Raw genomic sequence first — 17531 nt, forward strand, 5'->3', positions numbered from 1 at the left:
AAACTCCCGTGGAGTCAGTTCGCTGCTGACCGTTTGGCGACTTCCCTGCGCTTTTGCGCATTTGCATTTCGGGGTGTCGAGGACAAATAGAAATGCCATGACCATAAAGCCAGACACAAGGTTATTACTGAGAACAGAGCTTTGTTTTATATGCTCCCGATCTCGAAAAGCCTTTTGCCTGGCTTATTACATAGACAGAAACCGTATGTCAAATATAGATTGGAGGGCATTCAAATGAAAAGAACTGTCAGACGTGGAGATATTTACTACGCAAAACTTGATCCGCATATCGGCTCTGAACAGGGCGGCACAAGACCTGTCCTCATTCTTTCCAATGATACAGGAAACAGGTTCAGCCCTACGGTCATTGTTGCTGCCATTACGAGCCGAGTACGAAAGAAAACGAAGCTGCCGACACATTACTATTTGGAAGATGTTGATGGGCTTCCCGAAAATTCAATTATTCTCTTTGAACAGGTGCGCACGATTGACAAAAGCCGTCTCAAAGAGAAGGTAACACAGCTTGATAAACAATCTATGGAAAAGATTGTTTTACCCCTATTCATCAGCATGGGCGCAGAAAAAGAGCTGAAAGCAGAAAGGAGGATTTCTCATGTTTGAGGATAGAATTGCAGCATTAAATAAGGATACAGAAGCTATGCCGAGTATTCCATATGAGAAAAGAATTTATACAGTAGATGAGATCCAGGACATTTTAGGCATCGGCAGGAATTCTGCCTATAATCTTGTGAAATCCGGCGTATTCCACAGTGTCCGTATCGGCGGCAATATCCGTATTTCAAAAAAGAGCTTTGACGAGTGGCTTGATAAACAGATGGATACTTGTCAAGTGTGAAAAATCCCTTGAACTATCGAATTTGCACATTTCACTTTTTCTTCGGTTTTCCCTACTATATAGCCAAGCAGAGATGCTTGGCTATATAGCATACCCTAACGGCTGACGAGCCGAAAAAAATGAATCGGAGGAAAACACAATGAAAAAGAAAAGCATGTCCGTGCGAGAAATGCGTCGGCTTCTTGGGCTTGGCAAGACGGAATCATACTGGCTCGTGAAAAAGAACTATTTTGATACGGTCATCATAGGCGGTAAGATGCGTGTGATGATCGAGAGCTTTGAAAACTGGTACGCTAACCAGCTTCATTATAAGAAAATAATTGGTGAAGCACCGGGAAAGAATTGGAAATCCATCACAATGTCAATTCAGGAAACTGCCCGCTTACTTGGGATTGCTGAAGGAACCCTATATGACTTGATGAAGAAGAAACCCTTCAAAACGGTAAAGGTTGGAATGTACACCCGTATTTACATAGATAGCTTTGAAGATTGGTACAATTCGCAATCTCACTATAAGAAAGTTATCAAAAATGAGGAGGTGGCAGCATGTTTGAAGATCGCATCGCTGAATTAAATGGAGTTTCAATAACTGCTCCGAATAAGAAAAGCTATACTGTTGCAGAAATTCGGCAGATTCTTGGAATAAGCCGCCCCACTGCATATAAGCTGATAAATCAGAATGTGTTTCAGAGTGTTCGATTGAATCGTGGCATCAGAATCGTAAAAAGCAGTTTTGATGCATGGCTCGAAACAAGAGAATAAGGAGGTGTTTTACATGGCATCTATTGTTAAGAGAAAAAACCGCTATTCTGTGGTTTACAGCTATACGGATGAAAACGGCGTAAAGAGGCAAAAGTGGGAAACATTTGCTACTAATGCCGAAGCCAAAAAGCGCAAAGTGCAGGTTGAATTTGAACAGGAGACAGGTACTTTTATTGCCCCTTCCGCTAAGACGGTCAGTGATCTTCTGGAAGAATACATGTCTATTTATGGTGTGAATACCTGGGCATTATCGACCTATGAAGCAAGGCGAAGCCTGATCTTCAATTATATTACTCCGCTGATTGGAGATATTAAACTGGAAGATCTGACACCGAGAACGATGGACAAATTCTATCAGAGCTTATTATCGGTCAAGGCAAAGGTGGTAAATAACCGCAGGCCGAACAATGAATGTCTCACGGCTCATACGGTCAGAGAGATTCATAAGTTGCTCCGCAATGCCTTTAATCAGGCAGTAAAATGGGAACTGATGTCAAGGAATCCTGTTCTTAATGCTACCCTTCCAAAAGAAGAACATAAAGAGCGTGCAATCTGGACAGCAGAAACACTGTTCAAAGCATTGGAAGTTTGTGACGATGACAATCTGGCATTGGCACTGAATCTTGCATTTTCCTGCTCATTGCGAATGGGTGAGCTTCTCGGACTGACCTGGGACTGTGTCGACATTTCAGAGGACAGCATAAAAAATGGATGTGCCTACATCTTTGTCAACAAAGAGCTTCAGCGTGTTAATCGCAATGCGTTGGAACAGTTGGGTGAAAAAGGAGTTGTCTTTAAATTCCCGCCTGCGCTGGCAAGTACACACACAGCGCTGGTGCTGAAAGAGCCGAAAACAAAAACCAGTATCCGAAAGATATTTCTTCCGAAAACAGTTGCGGAAATGCTAGTTGATCGACGCGAGGAAATTGAAAACTACAAGGCACTGTTTGGAGACGAATACTTGGACTTTAATCTCGTATTCGCTTCTTCCTGCGGCAGACCGATTGAAGGACAGGTTATTAATCGAGCTTTAGGAAAGCTGATCAAAGATCACGACTTGCCGCCTGTCGTATTTCACAGTTTCAGACATTCAAGTATCACTTATAAGCTGAAACTCAACGGTGGTGATATGAAATCCGTACAGGGGGATTCCGGCCACGCACAGGTCAAGATGGTAGCCGATGTGTATTCTCATATCATAGACGAGGACAGACGTTTAAATGCGCAACGATTTGAGGAGCAGTTCTACCAGAGCAAATCAACCCCAGCAGTTGAAGAACCGGAGGAAACAACCGAACCTAAAGAAACACAGACTGAACAGGAGCTGCTTCAGAAACTTCTTGCCAATCCAGAAATGGCAGCCCTTTTGAAATCACTGGCGAAAACCATATGACACTGAGGAGCCGTTGCAAATGGATGCGTAGTCATCTATGGAGCAATGGCTCCTTCTGCTATATCGTATTAAGATTGGAGTGATTGATTGAAAGATATTTTTTCGGATATGCAGGTCAAAATAGGATGTCAGGATGTATCCGACCTGACCTATCATAAGCGGGCCGTCTGGTTTGAGATGAAACGCCTTTGTCTGCCTATCCTAAAAAACAGTTAGAAGATTTTTCACGCTATGTATTCGATGTGCCTTATACCGTTATACAGGAAGCATTGCAAAGAAAAGATATAATGAGTCATAAAAGAAAAGTGTGTGTAGATTGAAGTAATAGATCATAGAGCAAGCATCTGCACCAAAAGAAACACAAGAGGACAATCCAACATGGGTTGTCCTCTTTCTTTCAGTCTATTATTTACATACTGTTCTTGAGAAGTTACAGAGCAGATCAGGAGAGCCGTCCTAACACCAGAAAGGACGCATCCACACAGCAGCGGCTTGTTTTTACTATTTAGTATTTTCCAAACTCCTGCTTTTTTGCTAATCACCTGCAAATTCAAGTGCATAAAACACCTTAAAATCAGCAGAAATACTGAGGTACAGGATAACATCCTGATGCCGTGAAAACCCAGTAAATACGGGGATTATTTAAACTTAGAAGGTAGCTGATTGACCTTTAGGAGTGCCTCTCCTAAGCGAAACGCCGCTGGTTCGAATCCAGTCAGGGACGCCATTGAAATGATGTCGAAATCCTTTGTATATGAAGAATTTCGACTTTTTAAATGTTTTGTATATATAATATAAAAATAAAAAACTGTAAAATTGATAGTTTATTTACAGTTTAATAAAATCATTATAAATATGATTTATTGATAGTATTTACTATTTTTAAAAAATTGAATAAATTCATCATTCAGATAGGATAAATGTAATTCATCTAAGAGTTGAAGGATAGTTTTTAAACTATTCTTCATTTTATTTCTATAGTGATAAATCTCTTTTAAAGCATCATCACGAGATATAAGATTATAGCGAATCATTTGAGAAAGTTTGAATTCATTTTCAGTATATCCTAATGTTCCATAATAAAAGAAATCTTTAAATTCCTCTATGATACAATCAAAATGCCAACTCTTTTCAGGCCTTTTCCAAGATAATCTCTCTGTAACAGCTTTTTCATATTCATCTGGATTATTTTCAATATAATCATCTAAATCAAATAGTTTATAGTTTTTAAATTCATGTGAGATTGTTTTTTTACCATTAGATATACTTTTATATGCTAAATCGTCATCATTGAGAATGATTTCAATATTATCATCAAAGTTATATTTTTCATTTTCAATTAATCCTTTTAGAAGTCCATATTTATTGTTTCCATTTCCTTTTTCCTTTAATAATTCTGCTTTAAAAGGAGCCAACTCTAAATAAGATGCAGCACTTACAAATTTTTTTATTTTATACTTTTCATCTGCTAATCTATAAAGATTACCAGTTATACCATATCTACATCCCGCACATAAAGCTACCCTTGTCATTGCAGGATCAGGTTTTTTAACAAATGCTTCTAAATTCTTACGGAAGCGAATAATGAAATCATTATCTTCAACAATAATTAATTGACTCTTTAGAATTCGAGAAGCATTTAAAAGATTTTCATATGCGAAGGGATGTACTAATCCAGATTTATGATGATTGAATGCTATAACATTCTCTGGTCCAAATATATTACATAGTGTCATCCATGCATATAATCCATCTTTGCCACCACTGACCATGACACCAATTTTTTCTCCTTCCTTTAAATTGATGTCCTCTTTTAGCTGCTTTATGCCTTTAAATTGTTTTCTAACATGATTTTTACAATAGTTGCATATCTGCTTGCCATTTTTAAGTGTTGTAAAATGAGCGGTCTTATAATGATCTGGAGTCACACAGAAATCACAGCCAATATTATGTGCCTGATGAAATGAATTGTCAGTTAGTGCTTGTTCGATTGTTTTCATAATACTCTTCTCCTTGATTGTTATTACACATTTATTATAGTTGAAAAAAAACTATTTTTATATATTCCTGTCACAAGAGGTCAAAATATGCAATAAGAAGAAAAGAATATAAAAAAGCACTATAATTGTGCTTTTTGGTCCTGATAAATATTATTTCTATATTAATAATTTTGTGATTGCAAGCACTAGCATATTAATTTATAGAATAAGAAAATAATATTTATAGGTACTCCTCAGATACTATTTTAAAGACATCTTTTTTAATTACAATAATATTTAAACAAGTGGAAATATTTTGACATTAAATGATAAAAGCACTCATAATGAGTGCTCAAATATCAAAAAATGAAAATATATTCATGAATATATATTTAGTTTTATCATCAGATTTATAAAAATAAACCATAAATTTATTTAATAATTAAAAAGATTAAATAAAATTTGTAATTACCTGTTTTTAAAATATCTTATTAGCGAGGTTATTATAATGAAAATAGCTACTATTATATAGATATTATGAAATATAAATCCAATTATGGTACTATTGTTTCCAGCAAGTGGTGCTGGAAATATGATTGAGAAAAATAGAAATACCATGAATAAGAATATTCCTTTATATAAACTTGATGCTGCGTTTTCCTTATTTCTTAACTTTTCTGATTCAGGATCAGAAAAGATTTGATTCTTAGTTGAATCTTCTGAATAAAATATATAGTCACTATTATATTCATCGTTTGCAAAATTATTCTTAAAATATTTCCATCCATCATCCATGAAAATCTGTTGATACTCTTTAAAGTCTTCTTTCTTAATCTTTCTACTGTCTACTCTATATACTCTCTTGGTTTTTAATGTTTTTTTGAAACTATATGCATCCAATCGTAATGGAACAAACAATCCAAAAGAAGTAATACTTTCTAGTTCATATCCTTTCTGAGCTTTTTTATTTAAGTAATCCTCTGTTGACTTACTACCTAGATATGGTTTGATTCTTAACATATTATTTCTCTCCTTTTTTTAAAATGCTTTCTGCAATCAAACATAATTTTTTCATTCGTAAATAATCATGAGATAAAACTTCTAATCCAGTATCAGTTATTTGGTACACTTTACGCCTTGAGTTATCCTGAATCAACATTTGATCTACAAGATGAGATTTTTTTAAATTCTCTAGTGCTCCATAGAGAGTTCCTGCCGCAAGGATAATAGTATTTTCACTTAAGAGCTCAACCTTTTTGATAATGCCATACCCATGTAATGGTTCACTTGCTAATGCAAGAAGTATATAGAACGTCGATTCAGTTAAAGGATTAGATTTCAATTCATCCACCTCCATTTATAAAGTTTTACGATATAAAGATTATCTATATATCGTATTGCGATATATCGTCTATCTATATAATACCACGTTTTTTAAAAATTACAACATATTTTATTTATTTTATGACTTCTCTTTTGATCCATAGTTCATGATATCGTTTATTGAGACGTAATAATTCTTCATGAGATCCATGCTCAACGAGTTGACCATTTTCAAGAAATAATATTTGATCGCAACGAGAGATAGTACTTAATCTATGTGCTATCATAATGACAGTCATTTGAGATGTTAATTTGGAAAGAACACTATCTATTTCTAATTCTGTTTCAACATCTAAATTTGAAGTTGCTTCATCCAAAATGAGTATTTTAGGATTGAGAAGAATTGCTCTAGCTAAAGATAGTCTTTGTTTTTGACCAGCAGAAAAGTTTCTTCCATTTTCAGATATCTGGCTCATGTAAGTATTGGGGAGAGAGGAAATAAAATCATGAATTTTTACCATTTTACATACCTCTATGACACGTTCCATAGAATTTTGATGATGCAGATTAATATTTTCCAAGATAGATCCTGAGAAAAAGAAAGAGTCTTGACCTACATAGCCTATGATTTTACGTAAAGATTGCTTATTAAAATCAATAATGTTTTTATGATTAATATAAATATGCCCTTTTTCATAATTATAGAGTCTCATAATAAGTCTAATTAAAGTTGTTTTTCCTGAGCCACTTTTTCCTATAATAGCTACTTTTTTATTGTGGGGAATAATTAGATTCAAATTTTCAAATACATTATATTTAGTGTTATAACCAAATTGTAAGTTTTCTATGACTATATCACCATTAATGATGCTTTCTATTTCTTCTTCATTGTTGAATTCAGTTGGTAACTCAATAATCTCAGTAAGTCTATTAATCGCAATTATTGATTTTTGAAAATTATTCTGTAGTTGAAGTATCTTTTCAATGGGATTAAAGAAATAAACAAGTAAAGTATTAAACGTCATTAAAGTCCCAATGCTCATATGCTGACTAATTATATAATAACTACCTAATGTGAGTACTAAAAGAGTAAAGATATGACTTACAATTTCTTGAATCGTTATTTGGAGACTAATTGTACAAGCTACTTTTGTACCTTTAGATAACATTTTTTTAAAGTTATCTGTTATTTTATGAATAAAGGCATTTTCAATACAAAAACTTTTGATAAGTTCAATTCCAGATATCATTTCAATTAATAAGGAATTGAGTGATGCGTTATATTTCATATTTTCATAGTTAAGTCTTGTAATTATTTTTCTAAATACAATGACAGTGAAAGCATAAATAAGAATAGGAAACAAAGTAAGAATAAATAAAGTCCTATTCATATAGCATAGTATAAAACCTGCACCAATAGAAAGCACAACATCCATAATTAAAGATATACAAACTGTTGATAATGTTTCTCTGATACTGATTGCATCATCAAATCTAGATAAAATATCGCCAGCCTGACGATTGGCAAAAAAATCAAAAGGCAACAGAATTGTTTTTTTGTAAAGATTTAGCAAGAGTTTTTCATCGAGTCTTTTTGAATATTGAAATATGAAGTACTGTCTCATAAATGAGAAAATATTGCTGATGATAATTATAGAGGCAAAAGTTATGAAAATTTTAGGTAATTGTGCACTCAATCCGTTTGGGATAATATTATCAAATAGTATTTTGTTGTATAAAATTGATAAAATACTGAGTAAGGTTACAATTAATGATAAGAAAAAAATAAGTAATGTTAATTTTAATTCACTATTAAATAATTTCTTAAAAACATGAAATGATGTAGAATAATAATTTTTGTTTTTTTCAAACTTTTCAGTAGGGATAACCTCAAGAATATGACCAGTAAACTCTATAGGAAAAGATTCTCTTAAAATCTTTCTTTTACCTTTGAGTGGATCACAAACATAAAGGTACTTATGAGATATTTTGTAAATAATCACAAAATGAAGAGAAGAACTTGTGTTTTTCAAACATGCAATGCAAGGTAGTATAAGAGTTTCTTTTTCATTATCATCAATGGTGGTGAGAAGTTTTCCTCTAGAGGCTAAACCCAATTTTGCTAGAGCAATTTTCATTCCTTTTCCTGAAGTTCCCTCTAAATTTGTTTTTGCATATTGTTTTATAATTGCAATAGGAATCTTTTTTCCATAATAACTGCATATTGTCGATATACAAGCAGGTCCACAATCGTTTGAATCGTGTTGATATATACAATGTATTTGGGCCATATTATTTTTTTCTCTCTTTCTCTAAGGATAAGACGTCTTCAAAAGAAGAACAATTGAATAATCCATGACTTTGCCAATATTGTTTTTCAAAACTTGAATCTAATTGTAATGATTTATCTAATTTTTCTATTGCAAATGTTTCTTCCAGAAATTGATTCGAATGGATTTCTTTTTTTTCTATAAGATATTGATTAATAATGTAAGCTGATTTATTAATTTTATGGATAAGTTCATCTATATCGCTGCTATGCGTGAAAATAATTTCACTGATTGGAAGCAAGCCCATACCTGAACCGATGTATTTTAAATAATTATTTGTTTCATTTGCTCCTGAGCGACTTGTTGTTATAACTGTTACAAGTAGTTTATTACGAAGTTTTAATAAATGACACCAATATGATAGTCTATCTAATAGAATTTTCATTGGAGATGAAACATGCATGAGATAGACTGGACAAGCTAAAATAATAACATCTGCATTATCTAACATTGCTTTTAATTGTCCCATATCATCTTGCCTATCTAGAGGACACAATCCTTTCTCAAAACAAGTATTGCAGCCCCTACAAACATTGATGTCTATTTCAGTTGTATCTATGATTTGAAAATCTATATTCTCATTTCTTGCATGTAAATTATCTTTTAACAATTGAATAATATTTCTCGTAAAACCATTGATATGATTTGAACCAACCAATGCTAAAATATTTTTTTGCTTAGAGATTACCATTTACATAATCCTCATCTATATATTTTCTTACCTCATCATTATGAAGTGCAATGATTTCAGATTTTAAATCTTTTATATGTTCTTTTATTTCAACAGAATCCATGAGTTTGTGAGATATTTTATTAATGTTATAGCCAGATAATTCCATATGTCTTAAATCAAAACCAATATTTAATTCTTCAATTCTTTGTGAATTGATAAACTGATCATGTGTTATTGCATAAACAAGAATTGGGACTTCATAGTAAATCGCTTCTAGGATAGAATTATATCCTCCATGTGTTATTAAAAGATGTGCTCTTTGGAGTAACTCTGTTTGTTTTATATATTTATGAAAATGGATATGAGAAGGTAAATTGGTAATTTTAAAAACATCTGTACCAAAATACTTTTGTGATATTTCAACTTGATAAGGTTCTTTTTTATATGCGTTAATAATATAATTATATAATTTAACTGGAAAATTAATTAAACTGCCACTTGATACAACTATCGTATCTTTATTATTTTCAATTCTTTCTGGCACTTCAAAAATTTTTGGTTTCATAAAAAGATACTTTTTAGTCTCCTCTTGAGCAATAAAATTTAGACGCTTTGATCCATAACAAAAGTTCATTTTTTCGTCTGGACAAGTTAAATAATTTAATGGTAGAGTGCGTATACCATACTTAGTACATGTTTTAGTAAATTGTTTTTTAATCATAGTATAAAGTGAGTTAATTTGTTCGTCAGATAAAGTATCTAATTCTCTTTTTAAAGAGAATGGTAGATATTTTCTAAGATGACTTTCAACAAATAAATCTGTAAAAGTAGGCGATGTTGTATATCCAAGTACAGGGATATTTAATTGATCGCCAATAACTCTTCCAAATAACGAACATGCATCTCTTAATATATAGTCAGGGTTGATTTGTTTGATTATAGGAAGAAGATCATTGACATAAATCATTGAACCTTCTAGCATATATTCTAATGGATATTTGACTTCAGCGACTAAATCCTCAATAGTTGGTACATCTTTTTTTTCAATAAAAGGATTATGTCTAAAAAGCAATTCTTTCAGTTGCTTATCTAGGGCTTTATGATATGCGATGTAATGTAGATTTTTATCTTCTCCATATATATTTATATATTCCTCTTCTAAAAAGCAAAAAACTTCATACTTTTTACAAAGGGATTTTACAGTATTCTCTATTGCATTAACATGACTAAAACTTGAGTGTGTTAATATAACGATTTTCATTTTTAATTCTCCTTAATATTAATTAAGGGCATAAGATGAACTTATGCCCCTATGCTAAATGGATTAGCAACATTTCAATTCAGTATAACCGTTTGTAGCATTTCCAGGGCCTTTAGAAACCAATGCGCTTAATGCAGCTCCAACACTTGCCCAGTTGCTTGTAGCTGAGTTAAAAGTCTTAGAGGCTCTGCTTCCATCACCAGCTGCTGATAATTCAACGAAGATATCATCATCGAATTCTTCTTCTAAATCAAAATCAGATAGTTGGATATTTTTTAATGTTTTCATATATTTCACCTCCTTTCCCTATATAAAACGTTTGAAAACGTTTGATAAGCTGTTTACGAAATTCACTTGGAGAACAACCATTTCTTTTTTTAAATACTCGTGAAAAGTATTGTAAACTGTCATAGCCTACTAACTGGGATATTTCAGTGATGGTGTATCTAGAATCAGCTAATAACTCTTCAGCTTTTTTCATTCTTATTGTATTTAAATAATCGATAATAGTTGTATGAGCGTACTTTTTAAAAAGATAGAACAATTCGCTTCTACTCATGAAAAATTTATTGGCTATATCCTGTATTTGGATTTTAGACTCAATATTATCTTTTAAATATGCCTTAATTTCAAATATAATTTTAGGACATTGTTGATAACTTTTTTTCTCATTTAAGTAGATAGCTTCATTTAACATAAGAAAATATGTCATAATGAAATTCAGTATCTGTGGAGTATAAGATTTTTTGATATGCAATGTTTTGACATAGGAACAAAAAATTCTAATATCTTCATTGATATCGATAAATGAATGTTTGCTTAATGATTGCAGTTGATCATCAATTATAAATTCTAAATAAAGAATATGAGAATATTCTTTGTAAGCTTTGATTTCACATTTATTTCTTCCATCAATAAAACAAAGCTGATTATGTACTTCATGTTTGACATCATTGAGATATAAAATAAAATCTTGATTGGGTGCTATAAGAATTCTTTGACATTTTTTTCGATTCAATAGCACACTATCATCTAGCATAAAATGATTTAATGTAATATCTTTAACACTTAAAGAATCTTCAATATACATTGGTTATTCCTTTCCATGCTAGTGCTTGCATGACTATTATTAAATATTTTATTCAATTTTGAAAGCGCTTTGACTAGTATTGGGACTATTGTGCAAATATGGTAGACAATATTAGAAGTTATGTCTTTTTTTTCAGTGTAAACTTAAAGTATGAAAAACTGTTTATGTTGAGGAGGGTATAAAATGAACAATTATTACAAACAAAAGTTTATAGCACAAAGAAGTCCACTAATGAGTAAGGAGGAGTATTATAAGTATTTTATAGAAAATAATGATTTTACTTATGAGAATATGATGACATTATTTCAAGATTCAAGAATTAGAGAGGGAATTTTATTTGCCAGTCCTGATTTGTATTTTTCAATTAAAAATCAAAGTGGAGATCAAGAGAAGATATTACTGGCTTTTGTAAAGTATTTTATAAGAATGACAACAAGAGCAACACCTTTTGGTTTGTTTTCAGGTATTCATTTTAATCAAGAATATGTGAATGATACCAATACTAAACCCAAGCATATTTGTACAGTTGACTTTGAATGGCTCATTTGTTTAATTAATCGCATTGAATTAAATATTGATGTCCTTTATGGTTTAAAAGTCAAATCCAATCATAATCTCATGATTGAAAATCATATCTGTACAAATCCATATATATCACTTAGATATGAGCAAAAAGAGTATTTAGATAATATGAATATAGACCAGCACATATTAAGTATAGAAAATACACCGATGGTGACATTTATTTTAGCCAGATGCGAAGAGTTTGTAGATTTCTTTGATTTAATTAATGAAATTAGAGAACAGTTGCAAGACAAGATTCCCCCTTATAAAATAGTTAATTTTATGGTTGAGCTTATTCATAGAGAATTTCTGTATACAAATTTACGACCATCGTTGCCTTTAACTCGTCCGTTGGAAGAGACAATCATGACATTGGAAAATATTGATACAGCTGATATATATGTAAGAAAATTGAAAAAAATCAATCAGCTCATTGATTTATATAATAAAACTGAACTTGGTTATGGTGAAGATATATTAGTGAATATTGTTGAATATATGGAGAAACTTCAAAAGGCCAAGAAATATATTCAAATTGATATGCGATTAAGTGACACCAATATGGAAGCAATTAAAAACAATATTCCAGATTTATCTAGTCAATTTTTTAAAGCTGCTCATTATTTATCTCAATCACTCATAAAGAATGATATTTTAGAGGAATACACTTATAAGTTTATAGAAAAATATGGTTTTGAAAGGCGGGTTCCATTATTAGAAGTTGTAGATGTACAAAGGGGAATTGGTTATCCAAATTATCATAAGACATTAAACAAAAAAGAAAATAATGAAGAAAAAATGAAATATCTTATAAATAATAAAATTCTTAATTGCTTTGCCAATAAACAAAATTTTATAAATATAACTTATGAGGAACTAAAAGAATTAGAATTATCACATATCCATCATAAAATAGGTTCGTTTGATTTATCATTTCATAAGAAGAATTCAATTGAGTTATCACCTTTGCTTGGTATTAGTCCTGCTGGTCGAATTATTGGTCGTTTTATAGAATTGGCAGATTTAAAAGAGGAGTATAAGAGGATTTTTCATGAAAACCAGAATCATTCAAATATAAAGCAAGTTGAATTGATGCTCATGCCATCTGACTTTAGATGTGGGAATGTTATTTCAAGACATTCATTCAATATAAATGTGATTGCTTTAGGATCTTATTCTAAGAAGCCTTCTATATCAATACAAGATATATACATTGGTGTGAATAAAAATAAACAGCTATATCTTTATTATCAAGGAAAAATATTAAATGTAAGAATATCAAATATGTTAAATCCAAAATTATGTCCTGAATTATATCGTATATTATTAGATATTTCAGAGCAGAGTTCAGTGGCTGATTCTCTAGCATATATGCATAGTTTTATAGAAACATTTCATCATGTACCAGAATTAAAAATAGAGAACGTTGGTATATTTCCTGAAAGATGGCTTATAAACAGATCAATATTAGGAATGAATGAAAAGTGTTCTTTTGAAGAATTTCTAGTTTTATTTGATCAGTACTCACAAGGTGTTCATATTCCAGAATATTTTTATTTAAAAGACTATGATAATACACTTTTGTTGTGTAAAAAATGTTTGATTCATATGAAAATCTTCTATATGGAAATTATGAAAAAAGGAAATATGTTTATACATATCACTGCAGGAGGGCATACATTTCAGGATATAAGTGTTGATGAGATTATTATGAGTTATGAACCTATACAAAATAAAGAAACAATTTCTTCTGAATACATTAATTATCCATTAGAAGATATTGCATATTCTCAAAGAAATAAAGCTATAGGGTCTGATTGGATTTATCTTAAGATTTATGCAAAAAAGTTAACTTTAAAAAAGATTGTTAAAAATGAGATTAAGAAATATGGAGAGCAATTTATTCAGGGAAATTATATTGATAAATATTTCTATATTCATTACATTGATAATCAAAGACATCTGAGAATAAGATATCATAATATATCTCAATTTAAAGAGTTTATGGATAAGCTTCATCATTTCATATCTTATTTAAATGATACGTATGATATTTATGATATCAAACTAGATACTTATGAGAGAGAAATAGAGAGATATGGTGGTATTGACATGATGGAGATAAATGAATCTATGTTTTGGATAAATTCTAAAGTTACAATTGATTTATTGAACTTATCATCTCGAAATAAAGAGTTGAGTTTAGAAGATTTAGCAATCTTAGAAATTGTATACTTTTTAAATCAATTAAAATTAACATCTCATTATATAGAAGAATTATTCTCTTTTATTGATAATAAAGAGAGCTTGAAGAGATTTAGACAAGATAAGAATAAATATATGAACTTATACATTCTTTTAGAAAACAAAGAAAATCCTAACAATGATTGTATGCATAAAGAACTCATGGACATATTCTATCAACAAAACGAATTACTTAATGAATATAGTCAAAAATTAGTAACCAGTACATTAACAAACTCAAAAGCGGATATTATATTGGCACATCTACACATGTTTTGCAATAGATTATTTGGAGTGGATAGAGCATCAGAATTAAAATGCTATGCCATTGTAAAGCATCTCTTTCATGCTATAGAAGGTTATAAAAAATACAATGGATGATAATGTAGATAAGTATAGAAAGTTATTTTCAAGTCAGATTAATTCTTTTTTTGATGAAGAGGGGGATAAAACTCTTCTTCCTCATTTGGTTCATTTTGCAATTGTTATGAAAGACCTAGATATATCTCATTATCAACAAAAAGAAATATTAAATATATTAGTTAACAATAAAGATTATTATTTTCAAAACAATTATTCTTTGTTTGATGGCATTCCGCTCCTCAGTATACTTTTCCTCATTAATAAGGATATCGTTGGAAAAAAATATGTGAGTATTCAAAAACAATTATTAGAACTCATTCAGAGTATGAAAATAGATATTCAAGATTTTCGCAATGTAGAATATGTTAATGGTATTTCTGGATTACTTAATTATTATTTAATATTATTTCAAGATGACTGTTCATTGATATCAAGTGAGCGAATATATATGTTGATAGAATTCATAATGAAACATGTTCATCAGAAAGTATATAATACGCTTCCTATGAATTTGGGCTTATCACATGGGATCGCAGGACTTCTCTTGGTTTTATCAAAAGCATTTAAAGCAGGATTTCAGATGTTGGGAATGAAGAGTATAATATGGCATTTACAAAGGATATTAATAACACATTATTTCCATCATAAATTGAGAATACCAGGAATTATAAATAAAGAAGAAGTTATTTTTCCACGAAATACTCCAAGTTGGTGCTATAGCGAATTAGGAGTCCTGCATGCTATTATACAATCAACTCAGATTTTAAAATTCAATTTTTTATCAACTTTATTTAAAGAGCAATTAAAGAGCATTATTCAGGATAAGAATAATTATAAAATTATAAGTCCTAATTTTTGTCATGGATATTCAGGTATTTTCGTATTTGCAAGATTGTATGAAGTGAGTAGTAAAGAACTAAATGGTTTTTTATTAGAACAAATTGAATTTTTTTATGATCACGAATGTTTAAGTATATTTTATGATCAGTATTATAATTTATCAGGAGAAATTTGTTCTGATGCAAGTTATTCATTTTTAGATGGTTCAATATCAGTTTTGCTATCCTTATTATTTGTTGAGGGATACAATACAGTCATATGGGAAGAAATGCTTTTGTTGAAATAGTCATTATTATTTGTTAGTATTAAGCCCAATTCAATTATAATATAATTTATCATTTATACTCGCTTATGTAGATAAATGGTAAAAATGAGATATAAGATGTGGATGATAGGATATTAGAATATCATCCTTTTTTTATTTTATCTATATATTATAAAGAATTGTTTGTAGATGATGTTGGTCTCTACAAATATAAATAATTTATACAGATTATATATTATCATTTGTATAAATACTAAAATATATGAAGGAGGTTGATAGAATGGTAGGTAGTCGCTTTGATCTAGAAATAGATTATACGAAAATTGGAAGAAAAATTCAGAAATTACGAAATATGCAATCATTAACTCAAGCCTATGTTGCTGGACTCGCAGATATCTCTTTAAGTCATATGAGTAATATAGAAACTGCTAAAACAAAGCCATCACTTGTGACTTTGAGTAGAATATCAAGAATACTAGGATGTACATTAGATGAATTGGTTTTTGATGATGAAATCACTTTACGATTTAAACAATTAAAAGTTTTAGGAATTTCTGATGAATTTGAAATACGTGTCTTTGAAGATTTTGTTGATTCAGTTAAAAAAAATAAAAAATATTTAAAAGTAGATGATAGAGGTGAATAATAATGAAAATAGCGATTTGTGATGATCAAATAAATGAACTAGAGAAAATAAATCAACTGGTGGAAGAATATTGTTGTTTTAATAAATACAAGGCAGATATTTATGCATATAGCGATGTGAATTCGCTTATGCATCACATAGATGATATAAATTGTTTGATTTTAGATGTATTATTATACAAAACAACAGGACTTGAAGTTGCAAGACAGATATTCCAGCGTAATAAAGATATTAAAATTATATTCTGTTCAACCAACCCAGAATATAGTTTAGAGGCATTTGAAGTAAATGCATTTAGATATCTTGTAAAGCCTATAGATAAATTGAAATTATTTGGATATTTAGATGAAGTTAGAAAGTATTATATGGAATTATCTATTTGTGTTAATGATATTAATCATCGACAGAGAACAATGAGTCTTTTTGATGTTTGTTATATTGATATGCAAGGAAGGAAGTCAACTATTCATTTGAAAGATAAGACAACCATTATAATGGTGAGGCAAATGAAAGAGTGGATATCTATTTTAGATGGGTTAGGATTCTATTTAAGCCATAAAGGGGTTCTGGTGAATCTTAAATATGTTTTAGGTATTGAGGATGATATTGTGACATTGAAAAATGGTGAATCTGTGTATTTATCAAGATCATATAGAAAAGATTTTCAGAAAGCATTTTTTGATATGTTAGGTGAAATATTATGAATTATGTTTTCAGTATTGTTACTTCAAATATAATTGAACTTTGCTTATTTACATATTACTATCGCATCGTATTGTCTCTTAAAAAACCTAATAAAATATTATATATTGTTGTTTACAGTTCATTATTTTTAATAAAATGTCTATTTAATTTTTTCTTTATTGCAAAAATTAATATAGCTGTATCCTGGTATATTGAAGTTACTCATACAAAGAGTAATAAATCTAATATACCAATTCT

17 protein-coding genes and 1 pseudogene are annotated in these 17531 nt (G+C 30.4%); 10 read left to right on the forward strand and 8 right to left on the reverse strand.

All coding sequences use genetic code 11. The features are described from left to right. Nucleotides 1-234: 234 nt before the first annotated feature. The 5 genes from AC5M21_RS14265 to AC5M21_RS14285 all read left to right on the forward strand — a co-directional run bounded on the left by AC5M21_RS14265 (nt 235) and on the right by AC5M21_RS14285 (nt 3011). Nucleotides 235-621, forward strand: coding sequence for a type II toxin-antitoxin system PemK/MazF family toxin (locus tag AC5M21_RS14265; RefSeq protein WP_002607841.1), 387 nt, complete (start codon nt 235-237; stop codon nt 619-621). After that, nucleotides 614-856: a helix-turn-helix domain-containing protein gene (locus AC5M21_RS14270; protein ID WP_002607840.1), complete on the forward strand. Its 243-nt coding sequence runs from the start codon at nt 614-616 to the stop codon at nt 854-856. The genes AC5M21_RS14265 and AC5M21_RS14270 overlap by 8 nt, the downstream gene beginning before the upstream one ends. Before the next feature lie 139 nt (nt 857-995). Further along, a complete protein-coding gene (locus AC5M21_RS14275; protein WP_002607839.1) occupies nt 996-1430 on the forward strand; it encodes a helix-turn-helix domain-containing protein in 435 nt (144 codons plus the stop codon). Continuing rightward, a complete protein-coding gene (locus AC5M21_RS14280; protein ID WP_002607838.1) occupies nt 1403-1618 on the forward strand; it encodes a helix-turn-helix domain-containing protein in 216 nt (71 codons plus the stop codon). Before AC5M21_RS14275 ends, AC5M21_RS14280 begins: the two co-directional genes overlap by 28 nt. 13 nt (nt 1619-1631) lie before the next feature. Next, nucleotides 1632-3011 carry a tyrosine-type recombinase/integrase gene (locus AC5M21_RS14285; RefSeq protein ID WP_002607837.1) on the forward strand — a complete coding sequence of 460 codons (1380 nt, stop codon included), beginning with the start codon at nt 1632-1634 and terminating at the stop codon, nt 3009-3011. 860 nt (nt 3012-3871) lie between these two features. On the opposite strand, the gene AC5M21_RS14290 is transcribed toward AC5M21_RS14285, so the two are convergent. The 8 genes from AC5M21_RS14290 to AC5M21_RS14325 form a co-directional block, all read right to left on the reverse strand. Next, entirely contained in the window at nt 3872-5011 is a 1140-nt protein-coding gene (locus tag AC5M21_RS14290; RefSeq protein ID WP_008788168.1) for an adenine nucleotide alpha hydrolase family protein, read from the reverse strand. 447 nt (nt 5012-5458) lie between these two features. After that, nucleotides 5459-6010, reverse strand: coding sequence for a DUF2812 domain-containing protein (locus AC5M21_RS14295; protein ID WP_008788169.1), 552 nt, complete (start codon nt 6008-6010; stop codon nt 5459-5461). Between the two features lies 1 nt (nt 6011). Further along, nucleotides 6012-6332 carry a PadR family transcriptional regulator gene (locus AC5M21_RS14300; RefSeq protein ID WP_008788170.1) on the reverse strand — a complete coding sequence of 107 codons (321 nt, stop codon included), beginning with the start codon at nt 6330-6332 and terminating at the stop codon, nt 6012-6014. 115 nt (nt 6333-6447) lie between these two features. Beyond that, on the reverse strand, nt 6448-8604 hold the full coding sequence (locus tag AC5M21_RS14305; protein ID WP_302280760.1) for a peptidase domain-containing ABC transporter: 2157 nt from the start codon (nt 8602-8604) through the stop codon (nt 6448-6450). 1 nt (nt 8605) lies between these two features. Further along, nucleotides 8606-9334 (reverse strand): flavodoxin family protein, encoded by a 729-nt coding sequence (locus tag AC5M21_RS14310; protein ID WP_017144134.1) that lies wholly within the window; start codon nt 9332-9334, stop codon nt 8606-8608. Further along, nucleotides 9321-10577 (reverse strand): nucleotide disphospho-sugar-binding domain-containing protein, encoded by a 1257-nt coding sequence (locus AC5M21_RS14315; protein ID WP_008788174.1) that lies wholly within the window; start codon nt 10575-10577, stop codon nt 9321-9323. The genes AC5M21_RS14310 and AC5M21_RS14315 overlap by 14 nt, the downstream gene beginning before the upstream one ends. A gap of 63 nt (nt 10578-10640) precedes the next feature. After that, nucleotides 10641-10865 carry a hypothetical protein gene (locus AC5M21_RS14320; protein ID WP_008788175.1) on the reverse strand — a complete coding sequence of 75 codons (225 nt, stop codon included), beginning with the start codon at nt 10863-10865 and terminating at the stop codon, nt 10641-10643. Next, a complete protein-coding gene (locus tag AC5M21_RS14325) occupies nt 10834-11667 on the reverse strand; it encodes a helix-turn-helix domain-containing protein (RefSeq protein WP_008788176.1) in 834 nt (277 codons plus the stop codon). Before AC5M21_RS14325 ends, AC5M21_RS14320 begins: the two co-directional genes overlap by 32 nt. 183 nt (nt 11668-11850) lie before the next feature. Here AC5M21_RS14325 and AC5M21_RS14330 point away from each other — a divergent pair, with 183 nt between their 5' ends. The 5 genes and pseudogenes from AC5M21_RS14330 to AC5M21_RS14350 form a co-directional block, all read left to right on the forward strand. Continuing rightward, nucleotides 11851-14856: a lantibiotic dehydratase gene (locus AC5M21_RS14330; protein ID WP_117599028.1), complete on the forward strand. Its 3006-nt coding sequence runs from the start codon at nt 11851-11853 to the stop codon at nt 14854-14856. After that, nucleotides 14849-15964, forward strand: coding sequence for a lanthionine synthetase C family protein (locus AC5M21_RS14335; RefSeq protein WP_008788178.1), 1116 nt, complete (start codon nt 14849-14851; stop codon nt 15962-15964). Before AC5M21_RS14330 ends, AC5M21_RS14335 begins: the two co-directional genes overlap by 8 nt. Before the next feature lie 259 nt (nt 15965-16223). Then, nucleotides 16224-16589, forward strand: coding sequence for a helix-turn-helix transcriptional regulator (locus AC5M21_RS14340; RefSeq protein WP_008788179.1), 366 nt, complete (start codon nt 16224-16226; stop codon nt 16587-16589). A gap of 2 nt (nt 16590-16591) precedes the next feature. Next, nucleotides 16592-17293 carry a LytR/AlgR family response regulator transcription factor gene (locus tag AC5M21_RS14345; protein WP_008788180.1) on the forward strand — a complete coding sequence of 234 codons (702 nt, stop codon included), beginning with the start codon at nt 16592-16594 and terminating at the stop codon, nt 17291-17293. Further along, nucleotides 17290-17531 (forward strand): annotated as a pseudogene (locus tag AC5M21_RS14350) (hypothetical protein); the annotation flags it as partial. The gene AC5M21_RS14345 and the pseudogene AC5M21_RS14350, both read left to right, overlap by 4 nt.

The sequence above is a fragment of the Coprobacillus sp. genome, assembly GCF_984815275.1.